Here is a 23,867-nt window from a genome sequence, read left to right as displayed (position 1 = left end):
CTTACTTCGCCGCTGGAGGCATGATTGCCAGTTGCGTCTGCAAACCTACTCCAGCGGTATTTTTTGTTGAACTTATTCGCTAAGGAGAATTGAACATGAATATTCGTCCCCTGTATGACCGCGTCATTGTCAAGCGAGTCGAGCAACAACGGACGACCGCTTCCGGCATTGTGATCCCTGACACTGCAGCAGAAAAGCCCGAACAAGGAGAGGTCATTGCTGTGGGCAGTGGCAAACAGCTGCAGGACGGTAGCCTGCGACCACTGGAAGTCAAGGTGGGTAACCATATCCTGTTTGGCAAGTATGCTGGTCAAACGGTCAAACTTAATGGCGAGGAACTGTTGGTCATGCGTGAGGAAGACATTCTCGGCGTGATTGAATCCAGTCCTGCCGACCTCAAAAAAGTCGCTTAATCACTTCACTGCTGATACAGAAAGGAGAATTGAACGATGGCAGCAAAAGATGTGAAATTCCATGATCATGCCCGCACTAAAATTGTAAAAGGCGTGAATATCCTGGCCGATGCGGTCAAGGTTACCTTGGGGCCAAAAGGCCGTAATGTCGTGCTGGAGCGCAGCTTTGGCGCCCCGGTGATTACTAAAGATGGTGTCTCCGTCGCCAAAGAAATCGAGTTGCAGGACAAGCTGGAGAATATGGGCGCACAAATGGTGAAGCAAGTCGCTTCTAAAACAGCTGACGTGGCCGGAGACGGGACGACTACCGCCACCGTGCTGGCCCAGGCCATTGTGCAAGAAGGGATGAAGTCAGTCGCCTCCGGCATGAATCCCACCGACCTAAAACGTGGGATTGATAAAGCCGTGACAGCCCTGGTGGATGAGCTTAAATCCATGTCCAAAGCCATCACCACCCATAAAGAAATTGCCCAAGTCGGTGCGATTTCTGCTAACTCTGACCATGCCATTGGCCAGATCATCGCCGATGCCATGGAAAAAGTCGGTAAAGAAGGCGTGATTACGGTGGAAGAAGGTAAGTCACTGCAAAATGAACTCGAAGTGGTCGAGGGCATGCAGTTTGACCGCGGCTATATCAGCCCCTATTTCATCAACAATCCTGACAAGCAGGTGGCGGCACTTGATGAGCCCATGATTCTGCTTTACGACAAAAAAATCAGCAATATCCGTGACTTGTTGCCAACTCTGGAAAACGTCGCCAAGGCCAACAAACCCTTGCTAATCATTGCCGAAGACGTGGAGGGCGAAGCCCTGGCCACCCTGGTGGTCAATAGCATGCGCGGCATCCTCAAGGTGGCTGCGGTGAAAGCACCTGGTTTTGGTGACCGCCGCAAAGCCATGCTGGAAGATATTGCCGTCCTGACCGGGGCCACTGTGGTGTCCGAAGAAACCGGCATGCAACTGGAAAAAGTAACCCTTGAACACCTGGGCCACGCCAAACGCGTTGAAGTGCAAAAAGAGAATACCATCATCATTGATGGTGCAGGTGATGCAGCCAAGATCAAAGCCCGCGTGCAGTCCATCCGGACTCAAATCGAGGAAGCCACCTCTGATTATGACAAGGAAAAACTGCAGGAGCGCGTGGCCAAGCTGGGTGGTGGCGTGGCGGTGATTAAAATCGGCGCCGCGACCGAAGTCGAAATGAAAGAGAAAAAAGACCGTGTGGATGATGCCCTGCACGCTACCCGTGCTGCGGTGGAAGAAGGTATCGTGCCAGGTGGCGGTGTGGCTCTGCTTCGTGCCCGCAGCCGCATGAGCACTCTCAAGGGCGATAATGATGACCAGGAAGCCGGTATCCGCATTGTGTTGCGTGCAATAGAAGAGCCCTTACGCGCGATTGTGAAAAATGCGGGTGAAGAGCCTTCTGTCATCATCGCCAAAGTGCTTGATGCAACAGGTAATACTGGCTACAACGCAGCCACCGGTGAATATGTGGATATGGTGGAAACCGGTGTGGTAGATCCAACTAAAGTCACCCGCACGGCCCTGCAAAATGCAGCCTCGATTGCCGGTTTGATTTTAACCACTGACGCCACCGTGGCTGAACTACCCAAAGACGAGAAAAAAGCGCCAGCCATGCCTGAAATGGAGTACTAATACTTAGTTACTCAACGCCATGAACGTTTAAAGCCCCGCAAGGGGCTTTTTTTCTACCTGGAAAATCTGGGATAATGTAATTGAGACCCTAAGAAAAGCACCTACATCATCAGGCAGGTCTTCTTGGCGGCAGATGCCTGAACGTAATCCGGCCCTTACCCATGTCGTAAGGAGACATCTCAATGGTGATTTTATCGCCGGCCAAAATGCGTATTTTATGCTTGCGCATTTTGCCACCAGTGTAGGCAGTCAACTGATGCCCATTGTCCAGCGTCACACGGTAACGTGCATCTGGCAACACTTCAGTCACTGCGCCCTGCATTTCAATCAACTCTTCTTTAGCCATGTAATTCCTTATCAATGAATGAAAAAAGCCCGCAATCGGGCTTTATAGGCTGAGCATGAAGCCCAGGCTTGACTAAGCAATGACTTGAATCGCAGAAGCTTGCTTGCCTTTAGGTCCTGTGGTTTCTTCATAAGAAACGCGCTGATTGTCTGCCAGGCTTTTAAACCCGACTGATTGAATCGCAGAAAAATGTGCAAACAAGTCTTCACCACCTTGATCCGGAGTAATAAAACCAAAACCTTTTGCATCGTTAAACCATTTGACAATACCTGTAGCCATATTTAATTCCTTTGTAAAAAATGAAAGGGAAAACCCTTGAAGGGCGAGGTACAAGTAAGCAGGATTAACGAGAGACCCAGAAGATACCACCAGTGAAAACAACAATGCTTGAACGTCGCGTATGGGCACTATGCGCCTTATGCACCACAATAGCAAATGTTATTTTCAAAAAATCCAAAATAAATCAAATATTTATTAATGCCTCCATCGATGTTAACAATCGCTACACAGGCAATGATTACGTCTCTTTACACTGTCAGCAGATTCGCCACCCCATCCAGACCCACCACATTCAGGGCATACATCGCCTGCTCCTGCACCACCGGTTTGGCGTGATAAGCTACCCCTACCGCAGCCACCGCCATCATTTTGAGGTCATTGGCGCCATCCCCAATCGCAATCGTCTGCGCAGCAGCCAGACCTAACTGATCGCGCAATTTCATCAGCTCATCAGCTTTACGCTGGGCATCAACAATATCACCCACTATCTGGCCGGTGAGTTTGCCATCCACGATTTCCAGTGTATTGGAGACAGCATAATCCAGGCCCAGGGTATTTTTGACATAATCGGCAAAAAAGGTAAATCCGCCAGATACCAACATGGTTTTAATGCCATGCTGCTTGCAGGCATTGATCCATTCCTGTGCACCAGGATTAAACGTCAGGCGTTCTTCGATCACGCGTTGCAGTGCCGACTCCGGCAGACCTTTGAGCAACGCCACCCGTTTGCGCAAGCTAGCAGCAAAGTCCAACTCGCCACGCATGGCGGCTTCGGTAATTTCAGCCACCTGTGGTTTAAGGCCCATCATGTCAGCAATTTCGTCTATGCACTCAATGGCAATCAAGGTCGAATCCATATCCATCACGCATAAGCCCATTTTCTGCAAACGGTGGGCATCTTGCACCAGCGCGCAATCGATCTGCTGGCTGGCACAAAAGGTTTTTACATCAATGTAGTCCCCTTCCGCCACAGGCAGGTAGTAGGCATGCTGAGCCACTTGCATGAATTGGGTGTGTCCGCCAACCAATCCATGGATATGAGACAAATGCGCCATGCTGATGGCAGGGCCTTGAACCACTAAACGCATGATAAAAATCGTTCATCAAACAAAAGTGCGATTATACCAGCTGCCCACTCAAACGCTGAGTACAGGCTGTTTTTAGGGATTTTTTCTATTTTTGAATTGTCATGAGCAGTGTTATTCTTAAAGCAAACTTAAAACCCCGGGGAATGTATGAAACAAGATTCACAAACGCTGCCATGGCTTAACTTGCCAAATTTGCCCTTACCGCTCAAAGCCTTATTTATCGGTTACCTGCTGGTGATCGGTGTGGGGCTATGCATGGCGGGTTTGCAAATCATGCTCACGCATGGCATGGCAGACGGTAAGTTTGGCTTATCCGTGAATGACATTGTTTATAGCTACTACGGTGACCGCAGCGGCACCAAACTCGCCAGCAAGCTCAATGGTTCCATGTCCGACAAAGCACCACTGGAAGTACGCCAGGACATTATCAAATGGGCACAATTAGGCGCACCACAAGACCAGTGGGAATCTCATTTTAAGCAGGTATTTGCGCAGCATTGCGTGATGTGCCACAGCAATATTCCTGGCATCCCAAACTTTAACAACTACGATGAAGTGAAAGCGCGAGCCGAGGTGAATGAGGGTGCGACGATTAGCGGCCTGACACGTGTTTCTCATATCCACTTGTTTGGCATCAGTTTTATCTTTTTCTTTATTGGCCTGATTTTCAGCTTTGCGGTCAATGTGCCCAAAACCGCAAAAATTATCGCAATTGGGTTTCCATTTGCATTCCTGATTGTCGATGTGATGTCATGGTGGCTGACCAAACTTTCACCACATTTTGCCTGGCTCACCATTATCGGCGGTATTGGTTACAGTCTGGCCTCCAGCTACATGTGGGTGGTCAGCATGTACCAGATGCTGGTGTTGTCACGCAATGGCAAGATATATGGTAATGCCTGGGAACAGGATATTTAAATATCAGGGCTTGCGTTAAATGATTTAAAGAACCGCATCCACATGCGGTTTTTTTGTTTGCCGTCTAGCCTTGGCAGGGTATTTGCGCGAAAATAGAGGCTTAACTATTAAAACCACAAAACTTTCATGAATCTGCACGAATACCAGGCCAAACACTTACTGCAAAAGTATGGTTTGGCAACCCCGACCGGTCTGGTCGTTCAATCTGAAGAAGCTGCAGCTGCCGCCACCAAAGAGCTGGGTGGCGAAGCCTGGGTAGTGAAGGCGCAAGTGCATGCTGGCGGCCGTGGCAAGGCAGGCGGCGTGAAAGTCGCCAAGTCTGCCCTCGAAGCGCAAACCGTTGCCGGTGGTTTACTAGGCAAGCATTTGGTCACTTACCAGAATGCGCCTGATGGCCAGCCTGTCCACCAGGTGCTGGTAGAACAAACGCTGCCGATTGCGCGTGAACTCTATCTCTCGATGCTGGTAGACCGCACGCTGGAACGCGTGGTGATGGTTGCCTCCAGCGCGGGCGGCATGGACATTGAAGAGATCGCAGCCACCCAACCGGAAAAGATTCTGCAAGAAGTCTGTGACCCATTGAATGGTTTGGTCGATTATCAGGCACGCAACCTGGCGTTTGGCTTGGGGCTGAGTGGCGACCAGATTGGCGCGTTTACCAAATTGGCCAAGGGTCTCTATAAGCTGTTTAAAGACAACGACTTATCTTTACTTGAGATCAATCCGCTGATTGTCACAACCGACGGCAAACTGGTGGCGCTGGATTGCAAAATGATCGTCGATGATAACGCCTTGTATCGCCAGAAACCATTTGCTGAAATCCGTGACTGGTCACAGGACGATGCCAAAGAAGCCGAAGCCCATCATAGTGGCCTCAATTACATTGCCTTAAACGGCAACATTGGCTGTATGGTCAACGGTGCCGGTTTGGCGATGGCGACCATGGATCTGATCAAGCTGCACGGCGGCATGCCTGCAAACTTTCTCGATGTAGGCGGTGGTGCCACGGCCGAGACCGTGACCAAGGCGTTCAAGATTATTTTGTCTGACAACAATGTGAAAGCGATTTTGGTCAATATTTTTGGCGGCATCATGCGCTGCGACATTATTGCTACCGGCATCATTACGGCAGTGAAAGAAGTCGGCATGACGATTCCTGTCGTCGTCCGCCTTGAAGGCACTAACGTGGAGCTGGGCAAGCAAATGTTGCGCGACAGCGGTTTGAATATTATTTCTGCCGAAGGGTTGACTGACGCTGCCCAGCAAGCGGTTCAAGCAGTCAGTAAGGGTGTGTAGTCATGGCGATTTTAGTTGATAAAAATACCAAAGTATTGTGCCAGGGTTTTACCGGCAAACAAGGCACATTTCACTCTGAACAGGCACTGGCATACGGCACTAAAATGGTTGGCGGCGTGACACCGGGTAAAGGTGGTCAGCAACATTTGAACCTGCCTGTGTTTAATACCATGCGTGAAGCGGTGAAAGAAACACAAGCCAATGCCAGCGTAATTTATGTACCACCACCGTTTGCGGCCGATTCCATTTTGGAAGCTGCTGACGCAGGCATTGAACTCATCGTGTGCATTACCGAGGGTATCCCCGCCCTGGATATGCTGAATGTGAAAGCGGCTTTGCGCGCTAATGGCACCAAACTCATTGGCCCTAATTGCCCAGGCGTGATTACGCCGGATGAATGCAAGATTGGCATCATGCCTGGCTTTATCCATCAACGTGGCAAGGTGGGCGTCGTGTCCCGCTCCGGCACATTGACATATGAAGCCGTGCATCAAACCACTGCGCTAGGTTTGGGTCAAACAACTTGTGTCGGCATTGGCGGCGACCCGATCAAAGGCCTGAACTTTATCGAGTGCCTGGAACTCTTTCAGAAAGACCCTGAAACAGAAGCGATTATCATGGTGGGTGAAATCGGCGGCAGCGATGAAGAGGCCGCAGCAGACTTTATCAAGCATCATGTGACCAAACCTGTAGCAGCGTATATCGCAGGCCTGACCGCACCAAAAGGCAAACGCATGGGTCATGCGGGCGCGATTATTTCAGGTGGGTCAGGGAAAGCGGAAGACAAAATTGCCGCCTTGGAATCTGCAGGCTGTGTTGTCGCTGACTCCCCAGCGGGCCTGGGCCAGGCAGTCCTGGCAGCGATTCAACGTGCCAGAAAATAACCTTTACAGGAGATAGCATGAAGCATATTCCCCAGACGATGACATACCGGCTCAGCCTGCTGCTGTGCGGTAGCATGCTGTTACTGGGGCTTTGCCTGAGCGCTCATGCTGCCAGCAAAAACAAAAGCAAACCAGCGCCTGATAGTCCGATCATAGACAAATCAGCGATGGAGGTGCCCCCGCTTGATACCAGTGCCGACGTTTCTTATCTGCTGATTGCCGCTTCCAAAGGCGACATTGCCACTGTCCGCGCCTTGCTTAAAAGTGGCGCCAACCCTAACGTGACCGATACCGAAAAAATCACCCCGATTATGTATGCGGCCCGCAAAAATCAGGCAGAAGTCATCCGTGAGTTACTGACACACGGAGCTGATATCAACGCCAGGGATCAGGGCGGCTGGACTGCACTGATGTTTGCAGCCAAGAAAAACAATCTTGATGCCGTGAAAGTCTTGCTCGAAAAAGGCGCAGACGTAAAAGTGCGAGACCCTGCGGGCTGGAGCGCACTGGGACTTGCCGCCACTTCAGGATATAGTGAAGTGGTCGGCTTGGTCATTGCAAGTGGATTTGATGCCAATATACGCGCTTCCGATGGTAAAACGGTGCTGATGTATGCCGCGAAAAGTGGGGATGTGCCTACCATCACCACGATACTCACACATGGTGCAGACGCCAACCTGAAAGATAAACTGGGCACCACAGCATTGATGATTGCCGCCAGAGAAGGTCATACACCTGCGGTGATATACCTGGTTGAACACGGCGCCAAAGTAGATGAAGAAGACGAACATGAATGGACGGCGCTCACCTGGGCGGTTGAGAAAAACCAGGCCGAAGTCGCCAAAGCCCTGTTGGAACACAAAGCCGATGTCAATCATAAAGACAGTGAGGGCACGCCGTTACTACACATGGCTGTCAGCAACAACGCTCCGGAAATGGCGGGCCTGCTGTTGGAACATGGGGCCAATGTCAAAACCCGTGATCAATATGGCTTAACCGCGTATGTTTACGCGCTCAAAGGCCAAAATCCCGCCATGGTAGAGTTGATCAAGGCCGCTGGCGGCAAATACTAAGCCTCATCAGCACTTAATTAGGGCACCAGATTAGAACACCATGAAACTTGCAATTGCGCAAATGAACTGCATGGTCGGTGCCATGCAGAAAAATGCAGAACGTATCCTATCACTGGCCAATCAAGCCTGTCAGTCTGGTGCAAAGTTGCTGCTCACTCCTGAGCTCTCCTTGTGCGGCTACCCGCCTGAAGATCTGTTGTTCAGGGAGGACTTTCATGACGCGAACCAGCGTGCATTGCAATGGCTGGAGCAATACTTACCCCCCGCGATGGCGGTGATCATAGGTCACCCACACAAAGTCGGAAACAAACTGTACAACGCAGCTTCTGTGATTCACTCTGGCAGAATCCAGGCGACCTACCACAAACATCACCTGCCTAACTACAGTGTGTTTGATGAAGAGCGTTATTTTGAGGCTGGTGACCTGCCTGTGGTGTTTGATTGGCAGGGGGTGCGTTATGGCATACTGATTTGTGCCGATAGTTGGGAGCCGGGGCCAGCCTTGCAAGCGCTGCAAGCGAACGCTCAAGTATTGCTGACCATCAATGCCTCGCCCTACCATATGCATAAACAGCAGACGCGTTACCAGGTACTGCGTGATCGCATCAAGGAAACTGGGTTAGCGATAGTGTATGCCAATATGGTGGGTGGACAGGACGAACTGGTATTTGATGGTGCTTCATTCAGTATGAATAGCCAGGGTGAGTTGATGCACGAACTGCCGATGTTTGAAGAGCAGCTGGGGTATTTTGACATCGCAGGCACGCAACCCCTGCCAGCTGACATTGCGGCGCCTTTACCCATCGAGGCTGCCGTATACAAAGCCCTGTGCCTGGGCTTGCAGGACTATGTCAACAAGAACAAGTTTCCCGGCGTGGTGTTAGGCCTTTCTGGGGGCATAGATTCAGCACTGACACTGGCAATCGCAGTGGATGCATTGGGCAAAGAGCGTGTCAAGGCCGTCATGATGCCTTCGGAATTTACAGCCGGCATCAGTATCGATGATGCAGCGGAAATGGCACGCGTTATCGATGTCGAATACAGCGTCCTGCCGATCAAGCCATTATTTGATGGCTTTTGTGACACGCTGGCTGGCGAGTTTGCTGGCAAATCGTTTGATACCACTGAAGAAAACTTGCAGGCACGCATCCGCGGCATGCTGTTGATGGCGATCAGTAACAAGTTTGGCAGCCTGGTGATCACTACCGGCAACAAATCCGAAACTGCTGTCGGCTATAGCACCCTGTATGGTGATATGGCCGGTGGTTTTGCGCTGATTAAAGATGTCCCTAAAACACTGGTTTACCGCCTGGCTGCCTATCGCAACCAGATCAGCCCTGTGATCCCGGAAAGAATTATCACCCGCGCGCCCAGCGCCGAATTACGTGCCAACCAGACTGACCAGGACAGCCTGCCAGCCTATGAAATCCTGGACGCAATCATGGAAGCGTATGTTGAAAAAGATCTCAGCATTGACGCGATTATCCAACTTGGCTATTCCCGTGCTGACGTTCAGCGCGTTACGCGCTTGATAGACCGCAACGAATACAAGCGCAGGCAGGCAGCAGTCGGCGTGCGCATTACTGAGCGCGGGTTTGGCAAAGACCGCCGCTACCCGATTACCTGCAACCTGGCATTTTAAAAGCGACATTTGAATAAAAAGCCTTGCTTGCGTAAAATGTAGACAAAGTTTTATCCACGGAGCGTATATGAAAAAAGTAGAAGCCGTCATTAAACCCTTTAAACTGGATGAAGTGCGTGAAGCATTGTCCTCCATCGGCGTGAATGGACTGACTGTCACCGAGGTTAAAGGGTTTGGTCGCCAAAAAGGCCACACCGAGCTATATCGTGGAGCAGAATATGTGGTGGACTTCCTGCCAAAAATCAAAATTGAAGTCATTTTGGCTTCTGACATGGTAGATAGTGCAATCGAAGCGATTATTAAAGCAGCACACACTGGCAAAATTGGTGATGGCAAGATTTTTGTGACCTCTGTCGAACAAGTCATTCGTATCAGAACCGGCGAAACCGGCGAAGCAGCCATTTAAATATAATGATAGATATATCCGGGTGGCTGCTGATGACGCGCCACCCGTTTTCTTTTTTTATGGCCTCAGCATGTCCCTTACACTGATTAAAACTGTCTTGTTATTAGCGGCAGCCAACCTATTTATGCTGTTTGCCTGGTATGGCCATCTGCGCGATCTGCATCACAAACCATTATGGATTGCCATTATTGCCAGCTGGGGTATTGCCCTCATTGAATATTGCCTGCAAGTGCCCGCCAACCGCATTGGCTTTACGCAGCTCAACCTGGCCCAACTTAAAATCCTGCAAGAAGTGATTACTCTGGTGATGTTTGTCCCTTTTGCTGTCATGTATATGCACCAACCCTTGAAATGGGATTATGTATGGGCAGGATTGTGCATGATGGGTGCGGTTTATTTTATCTTCAGGAACTGATCTGTCCTTAATGGCCCTAAGGGGCTATTTCCCCGATTCCCCCCGATTGTCATAATCGCCCCCAGCAACTTCTGAATAATATTCATCGGGGAAAAATATGTTGAAAAAATTCTTCATCGCGGCTTCACTGTTAGCCAGCACCTCTGCTTTCGCAGCAGTTACAACTGTCTCATTTAGTGGCGACGACCTATCTGGTACAGGTCCTGCCAGAACGGCAAAAGTAACATTCACCTCTGCAACAGATTTTGATTTAACCGGTTTTGTTAACCCTGATGGTATTTTAGCTTTCATGCAAAGCAATAACTCTGGCTTATACAAGAATGGCCAAGAGATTAGTGACAGATGGGATACTTTTGACTGGGCGCCTATTGCGCGCCCCTTGCGTGATGCGGATATAACACGCTATTCCTTTGATCTCAAGAACTTGGCCGCCGGCACATATACGCTTCAGTTCAATTTTATTGGTGGCAGCCAGTTCTCTGGTCAATATAGCATCAACCCAATCACCGTGCCAGTGCCAGAACCAGAAACTTCCGGCATGATGTTTGTAGGTTTAGCTTTGATGGGCGTGATTGCTTTCCGTCGCCAGAAAAACAGCTAATCTCTGGTTAAGCTTCAATAAAAAGCCTCGCTATTTGCGAGGCTTTTTTGTTTTATTAAGCACTATCCGGCAAATACTGCTCTCACCACGGCTAAATCCTCCGCTGTATCCACACCGCTGGCAGGCGCATGTGCCGTCACTGTCACCGCAATTTGATAACCGTGATATAGCACCCTTAACTGTTCCAGGCTTTCAATCTTTTCTAATTCAGTGACCGGCAAACTGGCATATTGCTTGAGAAAACCGACACGATAGGCATAAATTCCTATATGACGGTGGGCCGCTCGTTGCTCGCGATACTCACTGTCGCGTGGAAATGGAATCGCAGCGCGACTGAAGTACAAGGCCTGCTGTTTGGCATTCAAAACCACCTTAACCACATTTGGATTCTGAAACGCTTCGTATGTATGCAAGGGATGGCAGGCAGTCGACATAACTGCTTGTGCATCATTTGCGAGGGTCTGTGCAACGTCATTAATCAATACCGGATCAATTAACGGCTCATCTCCTTGCACATTCACCACGATCATGTCATCTGGCCAAGCCATTTTCTCAACCACTTCAGCAATACGATCGGTACCAGAGGCATGGTCCGTACGCGTCATGACACTCGCAACACCATATGACTGAGCTGCCTGCATGATACCCTCATGATCAGTTGCAATCACCACTTCATTCGCATGACTTTTTGCAGCCTGTTCAGCCACCCGGATCACCATGGGTTTGCCTGCAATATCCAGTAACGGTTTACCCGGCAAACGGGTACTGGCAAAACGGGCGGGGACAACCACTTTAAACATCATGACTCACTGTATTCATGTTCTTCAAGTCGGCGTGCTTCATCTTCCAGCATGACCGGGATACCGTCGCGTACCGGATAAGCCAGGCGTGCGGCTTTTGATACCAGTTCCTGCTTTTGCTTATCGTATACCAGCGGCCCTTTGGTCACCGGACACACCAGAATTTCCAGTAATTTAGGATTCATGTTCACTTCCTTTGCGTTGTTGCAACAAGCCTGTGACATGCGCGATCAGGGGCGTATCATGGCCCACAGACTGAAGCTCAGCGCTCACACGCAAGAACCAGGCATTGTCTAATCGAAGATGCTGACATTTTACGGCATCTTTCTCAGTCATCAGTATGGTTTTTCCATGCAGTGAAGCAAAATCAGCCTGCGTGTAAGCATAATGGTCGGCCTGTGGACGTTGCTCTGCCTGCAAGCCCATGCCCTCCAATACATCGAAAAACCGCTGTGGATGCCCTATGCCCGCCATGGCCACCAGGGTTTGATCACGCAATACTTCAGTGGATGTTTGACTATTAAAGTCAGAGACAGAAATCCACTCTTCCGTTCTGAGTTTGAGTTGGTAACTCACAGCATGTGATAGCGCTACCGGTAACTGACCGCTTTCCACCACGATATCCACCTGCTCTAAGCGGCCAATTGGCTCACGTAATGGCCCGGCAGGTAACAACCTGCCATTTCCCAGCCCCAATGGCCGTTGTACGACAGCGATTTCGATATCACGCTGCAAGGCGTAATGTTGCAGACCGTCGTCGCAAATCAATACATTGACCTCGGGATGCACCTTTATTAACGCTGCCCCGCCTGCCACCCTTGAAACATCTACCCAAACAGGGGAGCCACTGCGCCTGGTGATTAATACCGGTTCATCGCCAAACACCTCAGCCGGGCTATCTGGCATGACTTCTCCGGTGTGTGTTCCTCCGTAGCCTCTGCTCAACACACCAGGAGTATATCCAGCTGCTTTTAATTGCTGAGCCAGGTAAATCACCAATGGGGTTTTACCAACACCCCCTACGGAAAGGTTACCCACAACAATCACCGGCACTGGCAAGGCCTGGCTCGAAAGCAGGCCAACCTTGTAGCCCCAACGCCTCACTGCTGCCAGCAAGGCAAACAACCAGCACAAAGGCAGCAAAATGCCTTGCGCCCAGCCTGTTGTTTGCCACTGTCGTTCAAACCAGCGCCGCAACATCAGTCATCTTGAAACTGTTTATGATACAGCCGGCTGTAATAACCACTCTCAGCCAGCAGTGCCTGATGCGAACCGGTTTCTATGATCTTGCCGTGGTCCATGACAAAAATCCTGTCAGCGTTTTCAACCGTACTCAGCCGGTGTGCAATCACAATGGTTGTGCGATCACTCATGAGGCGGTCCAGCGCCATCTGCACATGCAATTCTGATTCGCTATCCAGTGCAGAGGTGGCCTCATCAAGCAACAACACAGGTGCATTTTTCAGAATGGCCCTTGCAATCGCAAGACGCTGGCGCTGACCGCCAGACAAGCGCACACCGCGGTCACCAATCTCACTTTGCAAGCCCATTGGCATTTGCTGGATAAACTCCCAGGCATTCGCCGCCTTGGCAGCCTCGATGACCTCCTGCTCACTGGCCTCCCGCAAGGCACCATAGGCAATATTGTTGAAAATGGTGTCATTGAACAAGACGATATCCTGGCTGACCAACGCAAATTGAGACCTCAGGTTCTCTAGATCGTAATTTTTAACATCAATACCATCCAATATGACTGCACCGTGTTGTGACTCATAAAAGCGCGGTAGCAGATTGACCAGCGTCGTTTTACCGCTGCCTGAACGGCCGACCAATGCCACTTTCTCACCCGCCTTAATTTCAAAGCTCAGTGAAGACAATGCATCTTTTTTTGCTTGAGGATAACGAACAGTGACGTCCTCAAAACGAAGATTACCCTTAACCCTGTCACTACGATAGCCGCCACGATTATCTTCATTTGGCATATCCAGCACATCAAATACACTCTGTGCGGCAGCCAAGCCTGTCTGCAGGTCTTCATTAGCGGCAGTGATATGCTTGACAGGTGCAATCAGCATCATCAAGGCGCCTACAAAAGCGGCAAACTCACCCACCGTGAACTGACCCAGTGCATAAAAAACAACCAGACCCAACGCAATGGCAGATAAGACTTCAATCACAAAACTGTTCAATCCGGAGATTCTGGCAGTCCTTAACTCAAGCTGCCTGTTGCGGGAGACAACCTCACCAAAGCGCTGATTCTCAAAGCTTTGCGCACCGAAAATCTTGACGATACGTTGCGCGGCAATTGCCTCTTCTGCCGTTTTGGTAATTTCCCCAACCGCCTGCTGCACTTTTTTGGCGTTTGCACGCAACTTGGGAGTTGTTCGCCCCAAATACATGCCCATCAACGGTGTGACGGCAGCAAACACCAGCGTCAATCGCCAATCAAGATAAAGCATATAGGCCACCAAACCAATCACCGTCAATACATCACGCAATACATTGAGGGCAGAGCGAGTAACGACGTTTGACAAGCGCTCAATATCATAGGTCATTTTGGAGACTAAATAGCCATTGGAGTTCGCATCAAAAAAGCTAACAGGTAACATCATCAGCTTTGCAAACACCTGCTTACGCATGGTCTCAACCACCCGTCTAGCAACAATGCGCAGACTGTAACTTGAGAAAAAACCAGCCATCGCACGCAACGTCATCAACCCAAATAACATCAATGGCAGGATATAAACCTGTTGGGCAGACTGTTGTACAAACCCCTCATCAGTGACCTTCTTGATGAGTGCGAGAAAAGCCGTATTACTGAATGAAAGGACAGCTGTTGCAAAAATAGAAAGCGCAAAGTGCAACTTATACTGCCAAGCATAAGCAAATAGCCGCTTATACAACACCTTGGGAGCTGTGGTGATGAGAGTGTCAGAATTGTTTTTTCGCGCCATTGGCTTCCTCGGCCCAACTGAAACAAACAGCCCGCCAAATGTGGCGGGCTTGGTAAGGCTCAATACAGCCTGATGTTAAACAATGCATTAACGGGAATTCACCTGCGTTGCAAAAGTGATATGTGTGTAATTCGCCATGCGTGCTGCTTCCATGATATTCACGACTGATTGATGTGTCGCTTTGGCATCGGCATTGATAATAATGGTCGGCTCCTTGCCTGCTGGACCATCTGCACCGGCTTGTGTCAGTGCCGCTGACAAATCAGCAACCACCGCCCCATTCGCTTCTTTACCGTTAACAAGGTAACGGCCACTGGCATCCACTTCAACTGTAATCGTCAGCGGTTTTTCTTGTGGCGCATTGGCATCTGCAGTCGGCAGGTTGATCTGCAACTCGCTGGTCCGTGAAAAAGTCGCACTGACGATAAGAAAAATAATAATCACCAGCAACACGTCAATCAACGGGATAAAGTTGATTTCCAGTTCCTCGTCGTGGCTACCACGTTTAAAATTCATGAGACTGCCTTTATATCCTGTCGCCAATAATGATTGCTTATCCGCGGTCGCCGTGGATGATTTCTACCAGCTTGATGGCTTGTTGCTCCATGTCGACCAGAAAACCGTCCACCTTACTTTTGAAATAGCGGTAGGCAATCATTGAGGGCACTGCCACAACAATACCGGCCGCCGTGTTGTAAAGGGCCACCGAGATGCCGCGGGCAAATTGCGCAACGTCATGGCCACTGTTGGTGAAAGAACCAAACAGTTCCACCATACCGATTACGGTACCCAGCAAGCCTAACAACGGTGAAACGGTTGCAATCGTGCCCAAGGTAGGCAGATATTGCTCCAGTTTGTGTGCCACGGCACGGCCGGTTTCTTCAATCGCCTCCTTGGTCACCTCACGAGAGTTGTTCATGTTAGTCAGGGCACTGGCAAATACCTTACCGAGTAAAGAATGCGCCTCAAGACGGCTCAAGGTTTCACGGGTCACACCGCCTTGCTTTAACCAGTTTTGCACTTCTGGCAGCAGTTGCTCAGGCGTCACCACTGAGGCTCTCAATGCCCAGAACCGTTCAACAATAATCGCCAAAGAAATCACGGAGGCAATAATCAGAGGCCAGATAGGCCAGCCGGCCGCTAAAATAATTTCCCACACAGCAAATACTCCAGTTGTTTTTTAAACTTCCGCTACTTTAGCGTTAACCAGCCCTTAGGGCAAGTTTTGCGCGGTATCCATCAGGTTACAATTACTATTGTTTACTGTTCCCAATAATGTGGCTCAATCGCCCGCCAGCGAGCAACATGTGGTCGCTGTCCCTGCGTATAATCCAGCAGGATGGCACCATCCCTGTCCGAACGCAACACCTCGCTGCCCAGCGCTTCGTAACGCGCCATCACTGCAGGCTTGGGATGACCAAACCGGTTCAGGTAACCTACCGTTGCAATCGCGATTTCAGGTTGCACGGCTTGGACAAATGCCAGACTGGATGAAGTTTTACTGCCGTGATGCGGCATGGTCATCACATTCGAGGCCAGGCTAGCAGTTGAAGATGCCTGCACTGATGCCAACAAGGCCTGCTCAGCAAGTTGCTCGATATCGCCTGTCAGCAACAGGCTGCCATGAGCCGATACGATCTGAATCACACAGCTTTTGTCATTATCCTTGATGCCCGCCGGTAATGACTGGCTGGGGTAAATGACGCGAAAAGTCACGCCGTCCCACTCCCACACTTGGCCAGCCTGACAGGCCTGGCGCCGAGCAGCAGCTGCATGGGGCAAAGGCTGTAATTGCCCAAAAAATTTAGCGTCCGGGGTTAATGAACTCAGGATATTGACGGTACTGACGCCAGCCAAGACTGAGGCCATACCTCCGACATGATCATTATCATCATGCGAGATCACGACAATATCCAGCTTCTTTAACCCCAAATGCCGCAAATAAGGCAAGACTATACGCTGGCCGGCATCGCTCTGTTCATGGTAGGAAGGGCCTGCATCATACAACATGGCATGGCGCGGCGTTTGCACCAGCACACTTAAGCCCTGGCCCACATCAAGAATGGTTACCCGCATCTGGCCTATTTGCAAGTCGGGAAACCTGGATACACACAATGGCAGCCACAACAGCAAACCGGCCCAACGCAACGGCCAGCCGCGCGGCATCAGCCATACCAGTGTTCCCAGCAATCCAATCAACCATGCCCAAAGAGGTGGCGTTGCCAAATAACTGACTGCCCATGGCCATTGACGCAACCACTGCAAGGCATGTGCACAGGCTTCCCATATTCCTGCCGCCAGCTGTAACAGTAAGTCAACAGGCAACAAGGCACCAGCAATCGCCAACGGTATGACTGCCAGGCTGACCATGGGGATCGCCAATGCATTTGCCAACGGTGAAACAAATGACAATTGATTGAAAAACATGATGACCACTGGCACAAAAGCCAGGGTCACTACCCACTGGGTACTGATAGCATTTTGCCATCCAGGTGCTGCCTGCAAACGGCCACCCATGGCAAATGCCAGGATCGCCACTGCCCCAAATGACAACCAGAAGCCTGGGGCCAGTACCGCCCAGGGATCAAGCAATAAGACTATCCACATGGCAACACTCAGTATCCATGAAAATGGGAAACGCTGCTTGAGACTCAACATCACCAAGACCGTCAGCAACATCTAAAGCGTACGCTGGGTGGGAATGGAAAAACCAGCCAATGCAGAATAGGCAATTGCAACCATTGCCCCACCTGCACTGTCAGCCAGGGTAGAGGGCAAATATAACGCCAAACGTGGTCGCAGACGCCATAGCCAGCCTGTACATAAATAGCCCAATGAAGCCAGCATGGTGATATGCAAGCCTGATATTGAGACCAGGTGATTGATGCCGGTATCCACAAACAACTGCCAGTCTGGCGGCGCAATCTGGCTGTCATCACCGATAACCAATGCGCGCAGTACTGCGCTGGATGGCGTGGTGCCCAATACATGTTGAATACGCTGACCCACCTGAGATCGCCAGCGTGCAATGAGTGCGGCCGGCTGCCAGGCCAGTGAGCTTACTCTTTGCATGGCGGCTTTGCTGACAATAGAGCCACTTGCCCCGATCTTATTCGCCAGGCACCAGGCCGCATAATCGAACCCGTGTGGATTACGTGTACCATGCGGTCGCTTAAGTTTGACACTGAATTGCCAGCGCTCTCCAGCCCGCAAACGTGGCTGCGCTGAAGACTTTGCTTCGGACTCACCCTGAACGGCTTTATCTTGTGAGTGTTTTCCACGATAAGCCTGCTCATAAAGATGAAGCCGCACTCTTGCAGGGATCGGACACTCTGGATTAAAACTACGCTCAATCGCGAAATCCACATGCTGTCCACGCGCATCGCGCTCAGGCACACTGACGATCACGCCTTGCACAGAAATCACCTGCTGCTCACAAGCGGCGGGTAAAGCTGCCTGCAACCGCCACCAGGCTCTGGCCTGCGCCCAGGCAAACCCCAAGGCCGCAATCAACACAATCATCCATGTCTTGCGTAACAGGGCGTGGTAGCGGTGAGATAAAGAAAAACCGGCTATGTTGCCTGTGTACCTCAACAAGCCAAGCAGTGCCAGGGCAGCAAACCAGGCGGCCCAAACTGCCAGTGACCATAGACGTGGTTGTTGCTGAAACAGCCAAACCCCAAACAGTAATCCGACTGTGGCGCCCGGCAGCATAGATGATTTAATCGGCGAGTTGGCCTTGCGTTGTGGTGGACTCTATGGCCTGCAAGCTGCCATCTTTTAAGTGATATTGCCTATGCATGCGGGCCGCCAGTGACAGGTCATGCGTGACTACCACCAGTGCCGTGGCATGCTGCGACTGAATATTCAACAACAGCTCAAACACCTGCTCTGCCGTTTGCCGGTCCAGGTTACCGGTAGGCTCGTCTGCTAGCACACAGCGAGGCTGCGTCACCAGAGCTCTTGCCAAGGCTGCGCGTTGCCGTTCGCCGCCAGAGAGTTCACCTGGCGTATGTTCCAACCGATGTGACAGGCCTACTTGCGACAAATAATGTTCAGCTTGCGCCAGCGCTTCACTACGAGGCATACGGCGTATCAACAAAGGCATGGCCACATTTTCCAGTGCGCTAAACTCGGGCAGCAAATGATGAAACTGGTAAACAAAGCCCAAATACTGGTTGCGCATCGCACTCTTGTCCTGCTCAGACAAGCTAGCCAGTGACTTGCCCAGCCACTGAACTTCGCCTTGGGTAGGCGCATCCAGTCCTCCTAGCAAGTGGAGTAAAGTACTTTTCCCACTGCCAGAAGCCCCGACAATCGCCACATGCTCGCCCGCCGCCAACTGCAAATCTACAGCGGTTAACACCGAGGTATCCAAACCCTCATAGGTTTTTGCCAGGCCTTGGCATTCCAATATCCAATCACTCATAACGCAAGGCCTCCGCAGGATTGATGCTGGCTGCGCGTGCGCTTGGGTACAAAGTAGCCACCAGGCTTAATAAAATAGACAAACCCACAATCGCCGTCACATCTGACCACATGAGTTTGGAAGGTAAATCGCTGATGTAATAAACATCTTTGGATAAAAACTGTACATTAAAGGTGCGCTCTATCCACGGCACCACGGTTTCTATGTTCAAAGCCAGAATCACGCCTAACACAGCGCCGGAAACGGTGCCTATGATGCCTATCATGGCGCCCTGTACCACAAACATTTTGCGGATCGCCTGCGGCGTCGCACCCATGGTGCGTAAAATGGCAATATCCGCACGTTTGTCCGTCACCGCCATCACCAGCGTAGACACAATATTGAAAGCCGCCACGGCCACAATCAGCGCCAGAATAATAAACATCACGCGTTTTTCAAGCTGAATTGCCTTAAAGAAATTGGCATGTTGCTGGGTCCAGTCGGTAATGTAATAGTTGGGGCCCAATGCCTGTATCAGTTCTCGGCTCACGCGGTCCGCCATAAACAGATCTGCCAGTTTCAGCCGTAGGCCGGACACCTGGTCACCCAGGCGATAGAGTTTGGCGGCATCATCAAGATGGATCAGTGCCAGCCCGGCGTCATATTCATACATGCCAACCTGGAAAATACCCGCCACGGTAAATTGCTTGATGCGCGGCACCAGTCCAGCGGGAGTCACTTGCCCTTGCGGAGCCATGAGTACGACTTTCTCGCCGACGTGCACGCCGAGTGCCATCGCCAGGTCTGATCCCAGCACGATATTGAACTGCCCGGACTGCAAATCCTTCAACTGGCCCAGTTTCATCTGGCTGGAAAGCTCAGAGACCTTGCCCTCCTCACCAGGTAATACCCCCCGGATCAGCACACCTTGTACAGCCTGGTCATGCGTCAACATGCCTTGCGCCATGATGTATGGTGCCACGCCTTCAATCGGGCTGGAAACTGCCTTGGATGGAATGGACTCAATCTGCTGTTGTAAGCCTTGCCAGTCAGCAAGCCCCATATCAAAACTGCGCACTTCGATATGTGAGGCCACGCCCAGAATGCGTTTGCGCAACTCATCCTGAAAACCATTCATGACCGAGAGGACGACAATCAATGCCATCACACCCAGCGCAATGCCTACCATGCTGGTCAGTGAAATAAACGAAATAAAATGGTTGTTGCGCTTGGCGCGTGTATAGCGCCAGCCTATCCAGTATTCATACGGTAAACGTTGCACCAGCGAGTTGGCCAACGCAGAAAGAGTATTTTTCATGCCCGAATCTTAACAGCTTTTAATATGAATGCGGAACCGGACCTGGGTAAATCACTTCAACAATTCCTGGTTGTCAGTCTAATCTGACCCAAAGTTAGTCCAATGGCCGACTGAATCCCCTGCCATTTCTCTTTAAGATGCAACACAAGGTCAGTGACCTGATTACTTAAATCAATTGAGGAGAACTCCACATGAATAAAGATATCTTCGAAGGTAACTGGAAACAACTCAAAGGCAAAGTCCAGGAGCAATGGGGCAAGTTAACCAACGATGATCTGGATGTGATCGAAGGCAAACGAGACCAGGTTGCCGGTAAAATCCAGGAGCGCTATGGCATCACTAAAGATGAAGCTGAAAAACAAATCGAAGCCTGGGAAAGCAAACACAGACATTAATTTTGCTCTGTGAATAAAAAAGGACAAGCATGGCTTGTCCTTTTTTAATGGGCCTTAATAGCAAGGCATACGTATCAACCCGTATTACGCAAACTGGTCGCAATGCCATTAATGGTTAACGGGATAGCCCATTTCAGTTTTTCATCCGTTTCGCCCTTGCGATATCGTTGAATCATTTCTACCTGCAAATGATTTAAAGGATCCAGGTAAGGCAGTCGGTCGCGGATGGATTTTGCAATCACGGGCTGACTGGCCAAACGCTGCGTGGTGCCCAATAACAAGTTGATGGCATCCGTTGTCAATTTGTGCTCATGTTCTATGCGGCTGAAAATCTCTTCACGCAGCTCGCGGTCTTCCAGCAAATGCGCATAGTGTCGCGCAACAATCAGGTCAGTCTTGGCCAGCACCATGTCCACATTATTGATCAGCGTATTGAACAGCGGCCAGTGTGCCTGCATGTCATGCAACATCGCCAGGCGCACGTCTTTCAAAGCAGGATCCTGCTGCAAAAAATGCTGGATAGCACTACCCAACCCATACCAGCCGGGCAATAACAAGCGGCATTGTCCCCAGGAAAATCCCCAGGGAATCGCGCGCAAGTCCTCTATCCGCCGAGTGGATTTACGCGCAGCCGGGCGGCTGCCAAGGTTCAAGCCAGCAATTTCGTCTATCGGAGTAGTATTAAAAAAGTATTCGGCAAACCCTGGCGTTTCATATACCAGGCTGCGGTAACTGGTCATGGCCGTGGTTGATAATGTTTCCATCACACTTTCGAAGGCTCGGCGTTTGGAGGATTCCAACTGATCAGACGGAAACAGGGTGGCGTCCAGCGTCGCTGCAATCAGTGTTTCTAGATGCTGGCGGCCCACCACGGGGTCAGCATACCTGGTAGATATGATCTCACCTTGTTCGGTCAGGCGTATCTGACCATCGACTGTCCCCCTGGGTTGCGCCATCACAGCCTGGTAAGTAGGCCCCCCTCCCCGGCCCACGGTGCCACCGCGGCCATGGAACAGGCGCAACTTCACGTTGGCCTGATTGAATAATTCGACAAGCGAAATTTCTGCCTTGTACAGCTCCCAGTTCGATGTCAGGAATCCGCCATCCTTGTTGCTGTCGGAATAGCCCAGCATGATTTCCTGTTCACTGCCTTGGTAACGGATAATATGGCGGATGCCAAGCAGGCTCAGCCACTTGCCCATGATCATGGGCGCGTCACGCAAGTCAGCAATGGTTTCAAACAACGGCACGATATGCAAATCTACCTGTATATTGGCCGAACCCCACACGCCTCGCAGCAAACCGGCTTCGCGTTGTAACAGCGCGACTTCAAGCAGGTCAGACAGCGTTTCAGTATGCGAAATAATATATTGCCGCACGGCATGCTCACCAAAGCGCTCACGCATTTCACGTACTGCAACCAGCACGCCGATTTCCTTATGCACCAGCTCAGAATATTGCTGGAATGGCGAAAACAGCAGGCGCGGCTGTTTGAGCTCCTCGAGCAGGATGCCGATTTTTTCGTCCTCATTAAACCCGGCATAATCAAAATCATGGCCTGCTTTATGCAATAACTCGGTGATGACCGCTTCATGCACATCGGACGATTGGCGGATATCCACCGTGGCCAGATGGAAACCAAAGCTATGGATGGCCTTGATCAACTTGCCCAGTCGCGGGTAAATCAGGGCTTCGCCCTGATGCTGGCGTAAAGACTCGGCGATGACTTCCAGTGGCTCTAGCAAATCCTTTGCGCTTTCATAGGGGTCGGTAGCGATACTTTCATCCACCACCCAACCCTCTCCCGGCAACAACTGGTCTGCCGTGACCAGCAAACGGTCATAGATGCCATTGAGCGCCAGGCGATAAGGTTCGTCTAGCCGATGTTGCGATTGGTCACGCGAGGTCCTGGCCATCTGCAATACGGCGTCGCTGACGCCGACCACACGGGTAGATACCGCCAGTTCGCGTTTAAGGGCTGCCAGTTCCTGCAAGTAAAACCTGAACAAAGTCGTTGCCTGCAAACGCACACTGTCCCGCAATGTCGTGCCGTTCACAAACGGGTTACCATCGCGGTCGCCACCGATCCAGCTACCCATGCGCAAAAAGCCCGGTAGCGTCACATCCGGCAACAGGTCAGACAGGTCTCGCTCGATGTCCTGCAATATTTCCGGGATCACATTAAGGAAAGTCGATTCATAATAAGTGAGCGAATTTTCAATCTCGTTTTGCACACTGAGCTTGGAATAACGCATCATGCGTGTTTGCCATAGTGCCGAGACTGCCCCTTGCAGTAACAAGGAGTTGCGCGCCAATTGACGCTCGGACACCAGATGTGCCCGCTCAGCCAGTAGTTCGGCAATCTGGCGCTCAATATCCAGCACACTTTTGCGTTGCACTTCGGTAGGATGTGCTGTCAGCACGGGCGAGATCAGTGCACTGTCTAACAACGCTTTAATCGTTTCGGCTGGGATAGAAGCCGTCTTGATTTTCGCCAGGGTATACGACAGCATGCCGGGCGCCGGGGTATTCTGCTGGCAATGCCCCAATTGCTGGCCATATAAATCTTCGGCTAAGTTGGCCAGATGCTTGAAATAAGCCAGTGCCCGCACGACACGCACCGTATGCTCCAGGCTCAGATTGGCCAGTAACTGTTCGAGATCCAAAGAAGCCTGCTGATCATGCGTCTGGTGAAAACGCAACGCCGCCTGGCGGATAGCAGCAATTTTTTGTGCGACCTCTTCGCCTTCGACATCCAGAACTGCTTTATCCAGCAGTGCACCCAATAACTGTATATTTTCGGCCAGTTGCGCCTCTGCTGAAACCATCGCGCTGGCAGCCAGTTTTTTTATCATGATGCTTCTCCTCAAGCTCAGCCTTACTCTAGCAACAAGCAGGCCATCATTAAGCAGGATTTTTTTACTTTAAAATCATGACGTTGAGAAAAGCAATCGGTCATTGATATCGCCAGCGGT

At 50.8% G+C, this 23,867-nt stretch carries 23 protein-coding genes and 1 pseudogene; 11 read left to right on the top strand and 13 right to left on the bottom strand.

Translation table 11 applies throughout. The annotated features are described in order from the left end of the window. The first annotated feature begins 95 nt into the window (after positions 1 to 95). Complete coding sequence (locus ACJ67_RS04700; RefSeq protein ID WP_049638086.1) at positions 96 to 413, top strand: co-chaperone GroES; 318 nt, start codon at positions 96 to 98, stop codon at positions 411 to 413. Positions 414 to 449: 36 nt separating this feature from the next. Beyond that, positions 450 to 2,069 (top strand): chaperonin GroEL, encoded by a 1,620-nt coding sequence (groL, locus tag ACJ67_RS04695; RefSeq protein WP_049638085.1) that lies wholly within the window; start codon positions 450 to 452, stop codon positions 2,067 to 2,069. Between the two features lie 109 nt (positions 2,070 to 2,178). Here groL and infA read toward each other — a convergent pair whose 3' ends face one another. The 3 genes from infA to serB form a co-directional block, all read right to left on the bottom strand. Next, complete coding sequence (gene infA / locus ACJ67_RS04690; protein WP_018985872.1) at positions 2,179 to 2,415, bottom strand: translation initiation factor IF-1; 237 nt, start codon at positions 2,413 to 2,415, stop codon at positions 2,179 to 2,181. A 72-nt stretch (positions 2,416 to 2,487) separates the two neighbouring features. Continuing rightward, on the bottom strand, positions 2,488 to 2,694 hold the full coding sequence (locus ACJ67_RS04685) for a cold-shock protein (RefSeq protein ID WP_049638084.1): 207 nt from the start codon (positions 2,692 to 2,694) through the stop codon (positions 2,488 to 2,490). 248 nt (positions 2,695 to 2,942) lie between these two features. Continuing rightward, positions 2,943 to 3,782, bottom strand: a complete 840-nt coding sequence (gene serB, locus ACJ67_RS04680; protein ID WP_049638083.1) for a phosphoserine phosphatase SerB — start codon at positions 3,780 to 3,782, stop codon at positions 2,943 to 2,945. A gap of 147 nt (positions 3,783 to 3,929) precedes the next feature. Here serB and ACJ67_RS04675 point away from each other — a divergent pair, with 147 nt between their 5' ends. The 8 genes from ACJ67_RS04675 (at position 3,930) to ACJ67_RS04640 (ending at position 11,017) form a co-directional block, all read left to right on the top strand. After that, complete coding sequence (locus ACJ67_RS04675) at positions 3,930 to 4,700, top strand: hypothetical protein (protein WP_049638082.1); 771 nt, start codon at positions 3,930 to 3,932, stop codon at positions 4,698 to 4,700. Positions 4,701 to 4,826: 126 nt separating this feature from the next. Beyond that, positions 4,827 to 5,996: an ADP-forming succinate--CoA ligase subunit beta gene (gene sucC / locus ACJ67_RS04670; RefSeq protein ID WP_049638081.1), complete on the top strand. Its 1,170-nt coding sequence runs from the start codon at positions 4,827 to 4,829 to the stop codon at positions 5,994 to 5,996. 2 nt (positions 5,997 to 5,998) lie between these two features. Next, the gene (gene sucD, locus ACJ67_RS04665) at positions 5,999 to 6,880 is read left to right on the top strand and encodes a succinate--CoA ligase subunit alpha (protein ID WP_049638080.1); all 882 of its coding nucleotides are present in this window, start codon (positions 5,999 to 6,001) and stop codon (positions 6,878 to 6,880) included. A gap of 17 nt (positions 6,881 to 6,897) precedes the next feature. Beyond that, entirely contained in the window at positions 6,898 to 7,953 is a 1,056-nt protein-coding gene (locus ACJ67_RS04660) for an ankyrin repeat domain-containing protein (protein WP_156171645.1), read from the top strand. Between the two features lie 40 nt (positions 7,954 to 7,993). Beyond that, complete coding sequence (locus ACJ67_RS04655) at positions 7,994 to 9,595, top strand: NAD+ synthase (protein WP_049638079.1); 1,602 nt, start codon at positions 7,994 to 7,996, stop codon at positions 9,593 to 9,595. A gap of 67 nt (positions 9,596 to 9,662) precedes the next feature. After that, positions 9,663 to 10,001 carry a P-II family nitrogen regulator gene (locus ACJ67_RS04650; RefSeq protein WP_049638078.1) on the top strand — a complete coding sequence of 113 codons (339 nt, stop codon included), beginning with the start codon at positions 9,663 to 9,665 and terminating at the stop codon, positions 9,999 to 10,001. Positions 10,002 to 10,071: 70 nt separating this feature from the next. Beyond that, the gene (locus tag ACJ67_RS04645) at positions 10,072 to 10,416 is read left to right on the top strand and encodes a DMT family protein (RefSeq protein WP_049639772.1); all 345 of its coding nucleotides are present in this window, start codon (positions 10,072 to 10,074) and stop codon (positions 10,414 to 10,416) included. 97 nt (positions 10,417 to 10,513) lie between these two features. Further along, a complete protein-coding gene (locus tag ACJ67_RS04640; protein WP_049638077.1) occupies positions 10,514 to 11,017 on the top strand; it encodes an FxDxF family PEP-CTERM protein in 504 nt (167 codons plus the stop codon). A gap of 62 nt (positions 11,018 to 11,079) precedes the next feature. Here ACJ67_RS04640 and kdsB read toward each other — a convergent pair whose 3' ends face one another. The 9 genes and pseudogenes from kdsB to ACJ67_RS04595 all read right to left on the bottom strand — a co-directional run bounded on the left by kdsB (position 11,080) and on the right by ACJ67_RS04595 (position 20,497). Continuing rightward, on the bottom strand, positions 11,080 to 11,820 hold the full coding sequence (gene kdsB, locus ACJ67_RS04635; protein WP_049638076.1) for a 3-deoxy-manno-octulosonate cytidylyltransferase: 741 nt from the start codon (positions 11,818 to 11,820) through the stop codon (positions 11,080 to 11,082). After that, positions 11,817 to 12,002 (bottom strand): Trm112 family protein, encoded by a 186-nt coding sequence (locus ACJ67_RS04630; protein WP_049638075.1) that lies wholly within the window; start codon positions 12,000 to 12,002, stop codon positions 11,817 to 11,819. The genes kdsB and ACJ67_RS04630 overlap by 4 nt, the downstream gene beginning before the upstream one ends. Continuing rightward, complete coding sequence (lpxK, locus tag ACJ67_RS04625) at positions 11,992 to 13,017, bottom strand: tetraacyldisaccharide 4'-kinase (RefSeq protein WP_049638074.1); 1,026 nt, start codon at positions 13,015 to 13,017, stop codon at positions 11,992 to 11,994. The genes ACJ67_RS04630 and lpxK overlap by 11 nt, the downstream gene beginning before the upstream one ends. After that, a complete protein-coding gene (msbA, locus tag ACJ67_RS04620) occupies positions 13,017 to 14,771 on the bottom strand; it encodes a lipid A export permease/ATP-binding protein MsbA (RefSeq protein ID WP_049638073.1) in 1,755 nt (584 codons plus the stop codon). Before msbA ends, lpxK begins: the two co-directional genes overlap by 1 nt. Positions 14,772 to 14,858: 87 nt before the next feature. Further along, entirely contained in the window at positions 14,859 to 15,287 is a 429-nt protein-coding gene (locus ACJ67_RS04615) for a biopolymer transporter ExbD (protein WP_049638072.1), read from the bottom strand. A 37-nt stretch (positions 15,288 to 15,324) separates the two neighbouring features. Beyond that, a complete protein-coding gene (locus ACJ67_RS04610; protein ID WP_018985888.1) occupies positions 15,325 to 15,930 on the bottom strand; it encodes a MotA/TolQ/ExbB proton channel family protein in 606 nt (201 codons plus the stop codon). 101 nt (positions 15,931 to 16,031) lie between these two features. Next, positions 16,032 to 18,485 (bottom strand): annotated as a pseudogene (locus tag ACJ67_RS04605) (DNA internalization-related competence protein ComEC/Rec2). A gap of 7 nt (positions 18,486 to 18,492) precedes the next feature. After that, entirely contained in the window at positions 18,493 to 19,200 is a 708-nt protein-coding gene (lolD, locus tag ACJ67_RS04600; protein ID WP_049638071.1) for a lipoprotein-releasing ABC transporter ATP-binding protein LolD, read from the bottom strand. Then, positions 19,193 to 20,497, bottom strand: a complete 1,305-nt coding sequence (locus ACJ67_RS04595; protein ID WP_049638070.1) for a lipoprotein-releasing ABC transporter permease subunit — start codon at positions 20,495 to 20,497, stop codon at positions 19,193 to 19,195. The genes lolD and ACJ67_RS04595 overlap by 8 nt, the downstream gene beginning before the upstream one ends. Positions 20,498 to 20,688: 191 nt before the next feature. On the opposite strand from ACJ67_RS04595, the gene ACJ67_RS04590 reads away from it, so the two are divergent. Then, positions 20,689 to 20,892, top strand: coding sequence for a CsbD family protein (locus ACJ67_RS04590; protein WP_049638069.1), 204 nt, complete (start codon positions 20,689 to 20,691; stop codon positions 20,890 to 20,892). A 74-nt stretch (positions 20,893 to 20,966) separates the two neighbouring features. Here ACJ67_RS04590 and ppc read toward each other — a convergent pair whose 3' ends face one another. Next, on the bottom strand, positions 20,967 to 23,747 hold the full coding sequence (gene ppc, locus ACJ67_RS04585; protein ID WP_049638068.1) for a phosphoenolpyruvate carboxylase: 2,781 nt from the start codon (positions 23,745 to 23,747) through the stop codon (positions 20,967 to 20,969). Positions 23,748 to 23,867: the final 120 nt, after the last annotated feature.

The sequence above is a fragment of the Methylophilus sp. TWE2 genome, assembly GCF_001183865.1.
Taxonomy (GTDB): domain Bacteria; phylum Pseudomonadota; class Gammaproteobacteria; order Burkholderiales; family Methylophilaceae; genus Methylophilus.
Note: the sequence above shows the minus strand (reverse complement) of the source record. Positions and strands in the feature narration are given on the sequence as shown.

Excerpts from the sequence above, each read along its gene's own strand:
- ACJ67_RS04685 (WP_049638084.1), bottom strand. The coding sequence starts at position 2,694 with ATGGCTACAGGTATTGTCAAATGGTTTAACGATGCAAAAGGTTTTGGT.
- ACJ67_RS04615 (WP_049638072.1), bottom strand. The coding sequence starts at position 15,287 with ATGAATTTTAAACGTGGTAGCCACGACGAGGAACTGGAAATCAACTTT.
- sucC (WP_049638081.1), top strand. The coding sequence starts at position 4,827 with ATGAATCTGCACGAATACCAGGCCAAACACTTACTGCAAAAGTATGGT.
- ACJ67_RS04660 (WP_156171645.1), top strand. The coding sequence starts at position 6,898 with ATGAAGCATATTCCCCAGACGATGACATACCGGCTCAGCCTGCTGCTG.
- ACJ67_RS04655 (WP_049638079.1), top strand. The coding sequence starts at position 7,994 with ATGAAACTTGCAATTGCGCAAATGAACTGCATGGTCGGTGCCATGCAG.
- kdsB (WP_049638076.1), bottom strand. The coding sequence starts at position 11,820 with ATGATGTTTAAAGTGGTTGTCCCCGCCCGTTTTGCCAGTACCCGTTTG.
- ACJ67_RS04645 (WP_049639772.1), top strand. The coding sequence starts at position 10,072 with ATGTCCCTTACACTGATTAAAACTGTCTTGTTATTAGCGGCAGCCAAC.
- ACJ67_RS04675 (WP_049638082.1), top strand. The coding sequence starts at position 3,930 with ATGAAACAAGATTCACAAACGCTGCCATGGCTTAACTTGCCAAATTTG.
- ppc (WP_049638068.1), bottom strand. The coding sequence starts at position 23,747 with ATGATAAAAAAACTGGCTGCCAGCGCGATGGTTTCAGCAGAGGCGCAA.
- groL (WP_049638085.1), top strand. The coding sequence starts at position 450 with ATGGCAGCAAAAGATGTGAAATTCCATGATCATGCCCGCACTAAAATT.
- ACJ67_RS04595 (WP_049638070.1), bottom strand. The coding sequence starts at position 20,497 with ATGAAAAATACTCTTTCTGCGTTGGCCAACTCGCTGGTGCAACGTTTA.
- msbA (WP_049638073.1), bottom strand. The coding sequence starts at position 14,771 with ATGGCGCGAAAAAACAATTCTGACACTCTCATCACCACAGCTCCCAAG.
- sucD (WP_049638080.1), top strand. The coding sequence starts at position 5,999 with ATGGCGATTTTAGTTGATAAAAATACCAAAGTATTGTGCCAGGGTTTT.
- ACJ67_RS04700 (WP_049638086.1), top strand. The coding sequence starts at position 96 with ATGAATATTCGTCCCCTGTATGACCGCGTCATTGTCAAGCGAGTCGAG.
- ACJ67_RS04590 (WP_049638069.1), top strand. The coding sequence starts at position 20,689 with ATGAATAAAGATATCTTCGAAGGTAACTGGAAACAACTCAAAGGCAAA.
- ACJ67_RS04630 (WP_049638075.1), bottom strand. The coding sequence starts at position 12,002 with ATGAATCCTAAATTACTGGAAATTCTGGTGTGTCCGGTGACCAAAGGG.
- infA (WP_018985872.1), bottom strand. The coding sequence starts at position 2,415 with ATGGCTAAAGAAGAGTTGATTGAAATGCAGGGCGCAGTGACTGAAGTG.
- serB (WP_049638083.1), bottom strand. The coding sequence starts at position 3,782 with ATGCGTTTAGTGGTTCAAGGCCCTGCCATCAGCATGGCGCATTTGTCT.
- lpxK (WP_049638074.1), bottom strand. The coding sequence starts at position 13,017 with ATGTTGCGGCGCTGGTTTGAACGACAGTGGCAAACAACAGGCTGGGCG.
- lolD (WP_049638071.1), bottom strand. The coding sequence starts at position 19,200 with ATGAGTGATTGGATATTGGAATGCCAAGGCCTGGCAAAAACCTATGAG.
- ACJ67_RS04650 (WP_049638078.1), top strand. The coding sequence starts at position 9,663 with ATGAAAAAAGTAGAAGCCGTCATTAAACCCTTTAAACTGGATGAAGTG.
- ACJ67_RS04640 (WP_049638077.1), top strand. The coding sequence starts at position 10,514 with ATGTTGAAAAAATTCTTCATCGCGGCTTCACTGTTAGCCAGCACCTCT.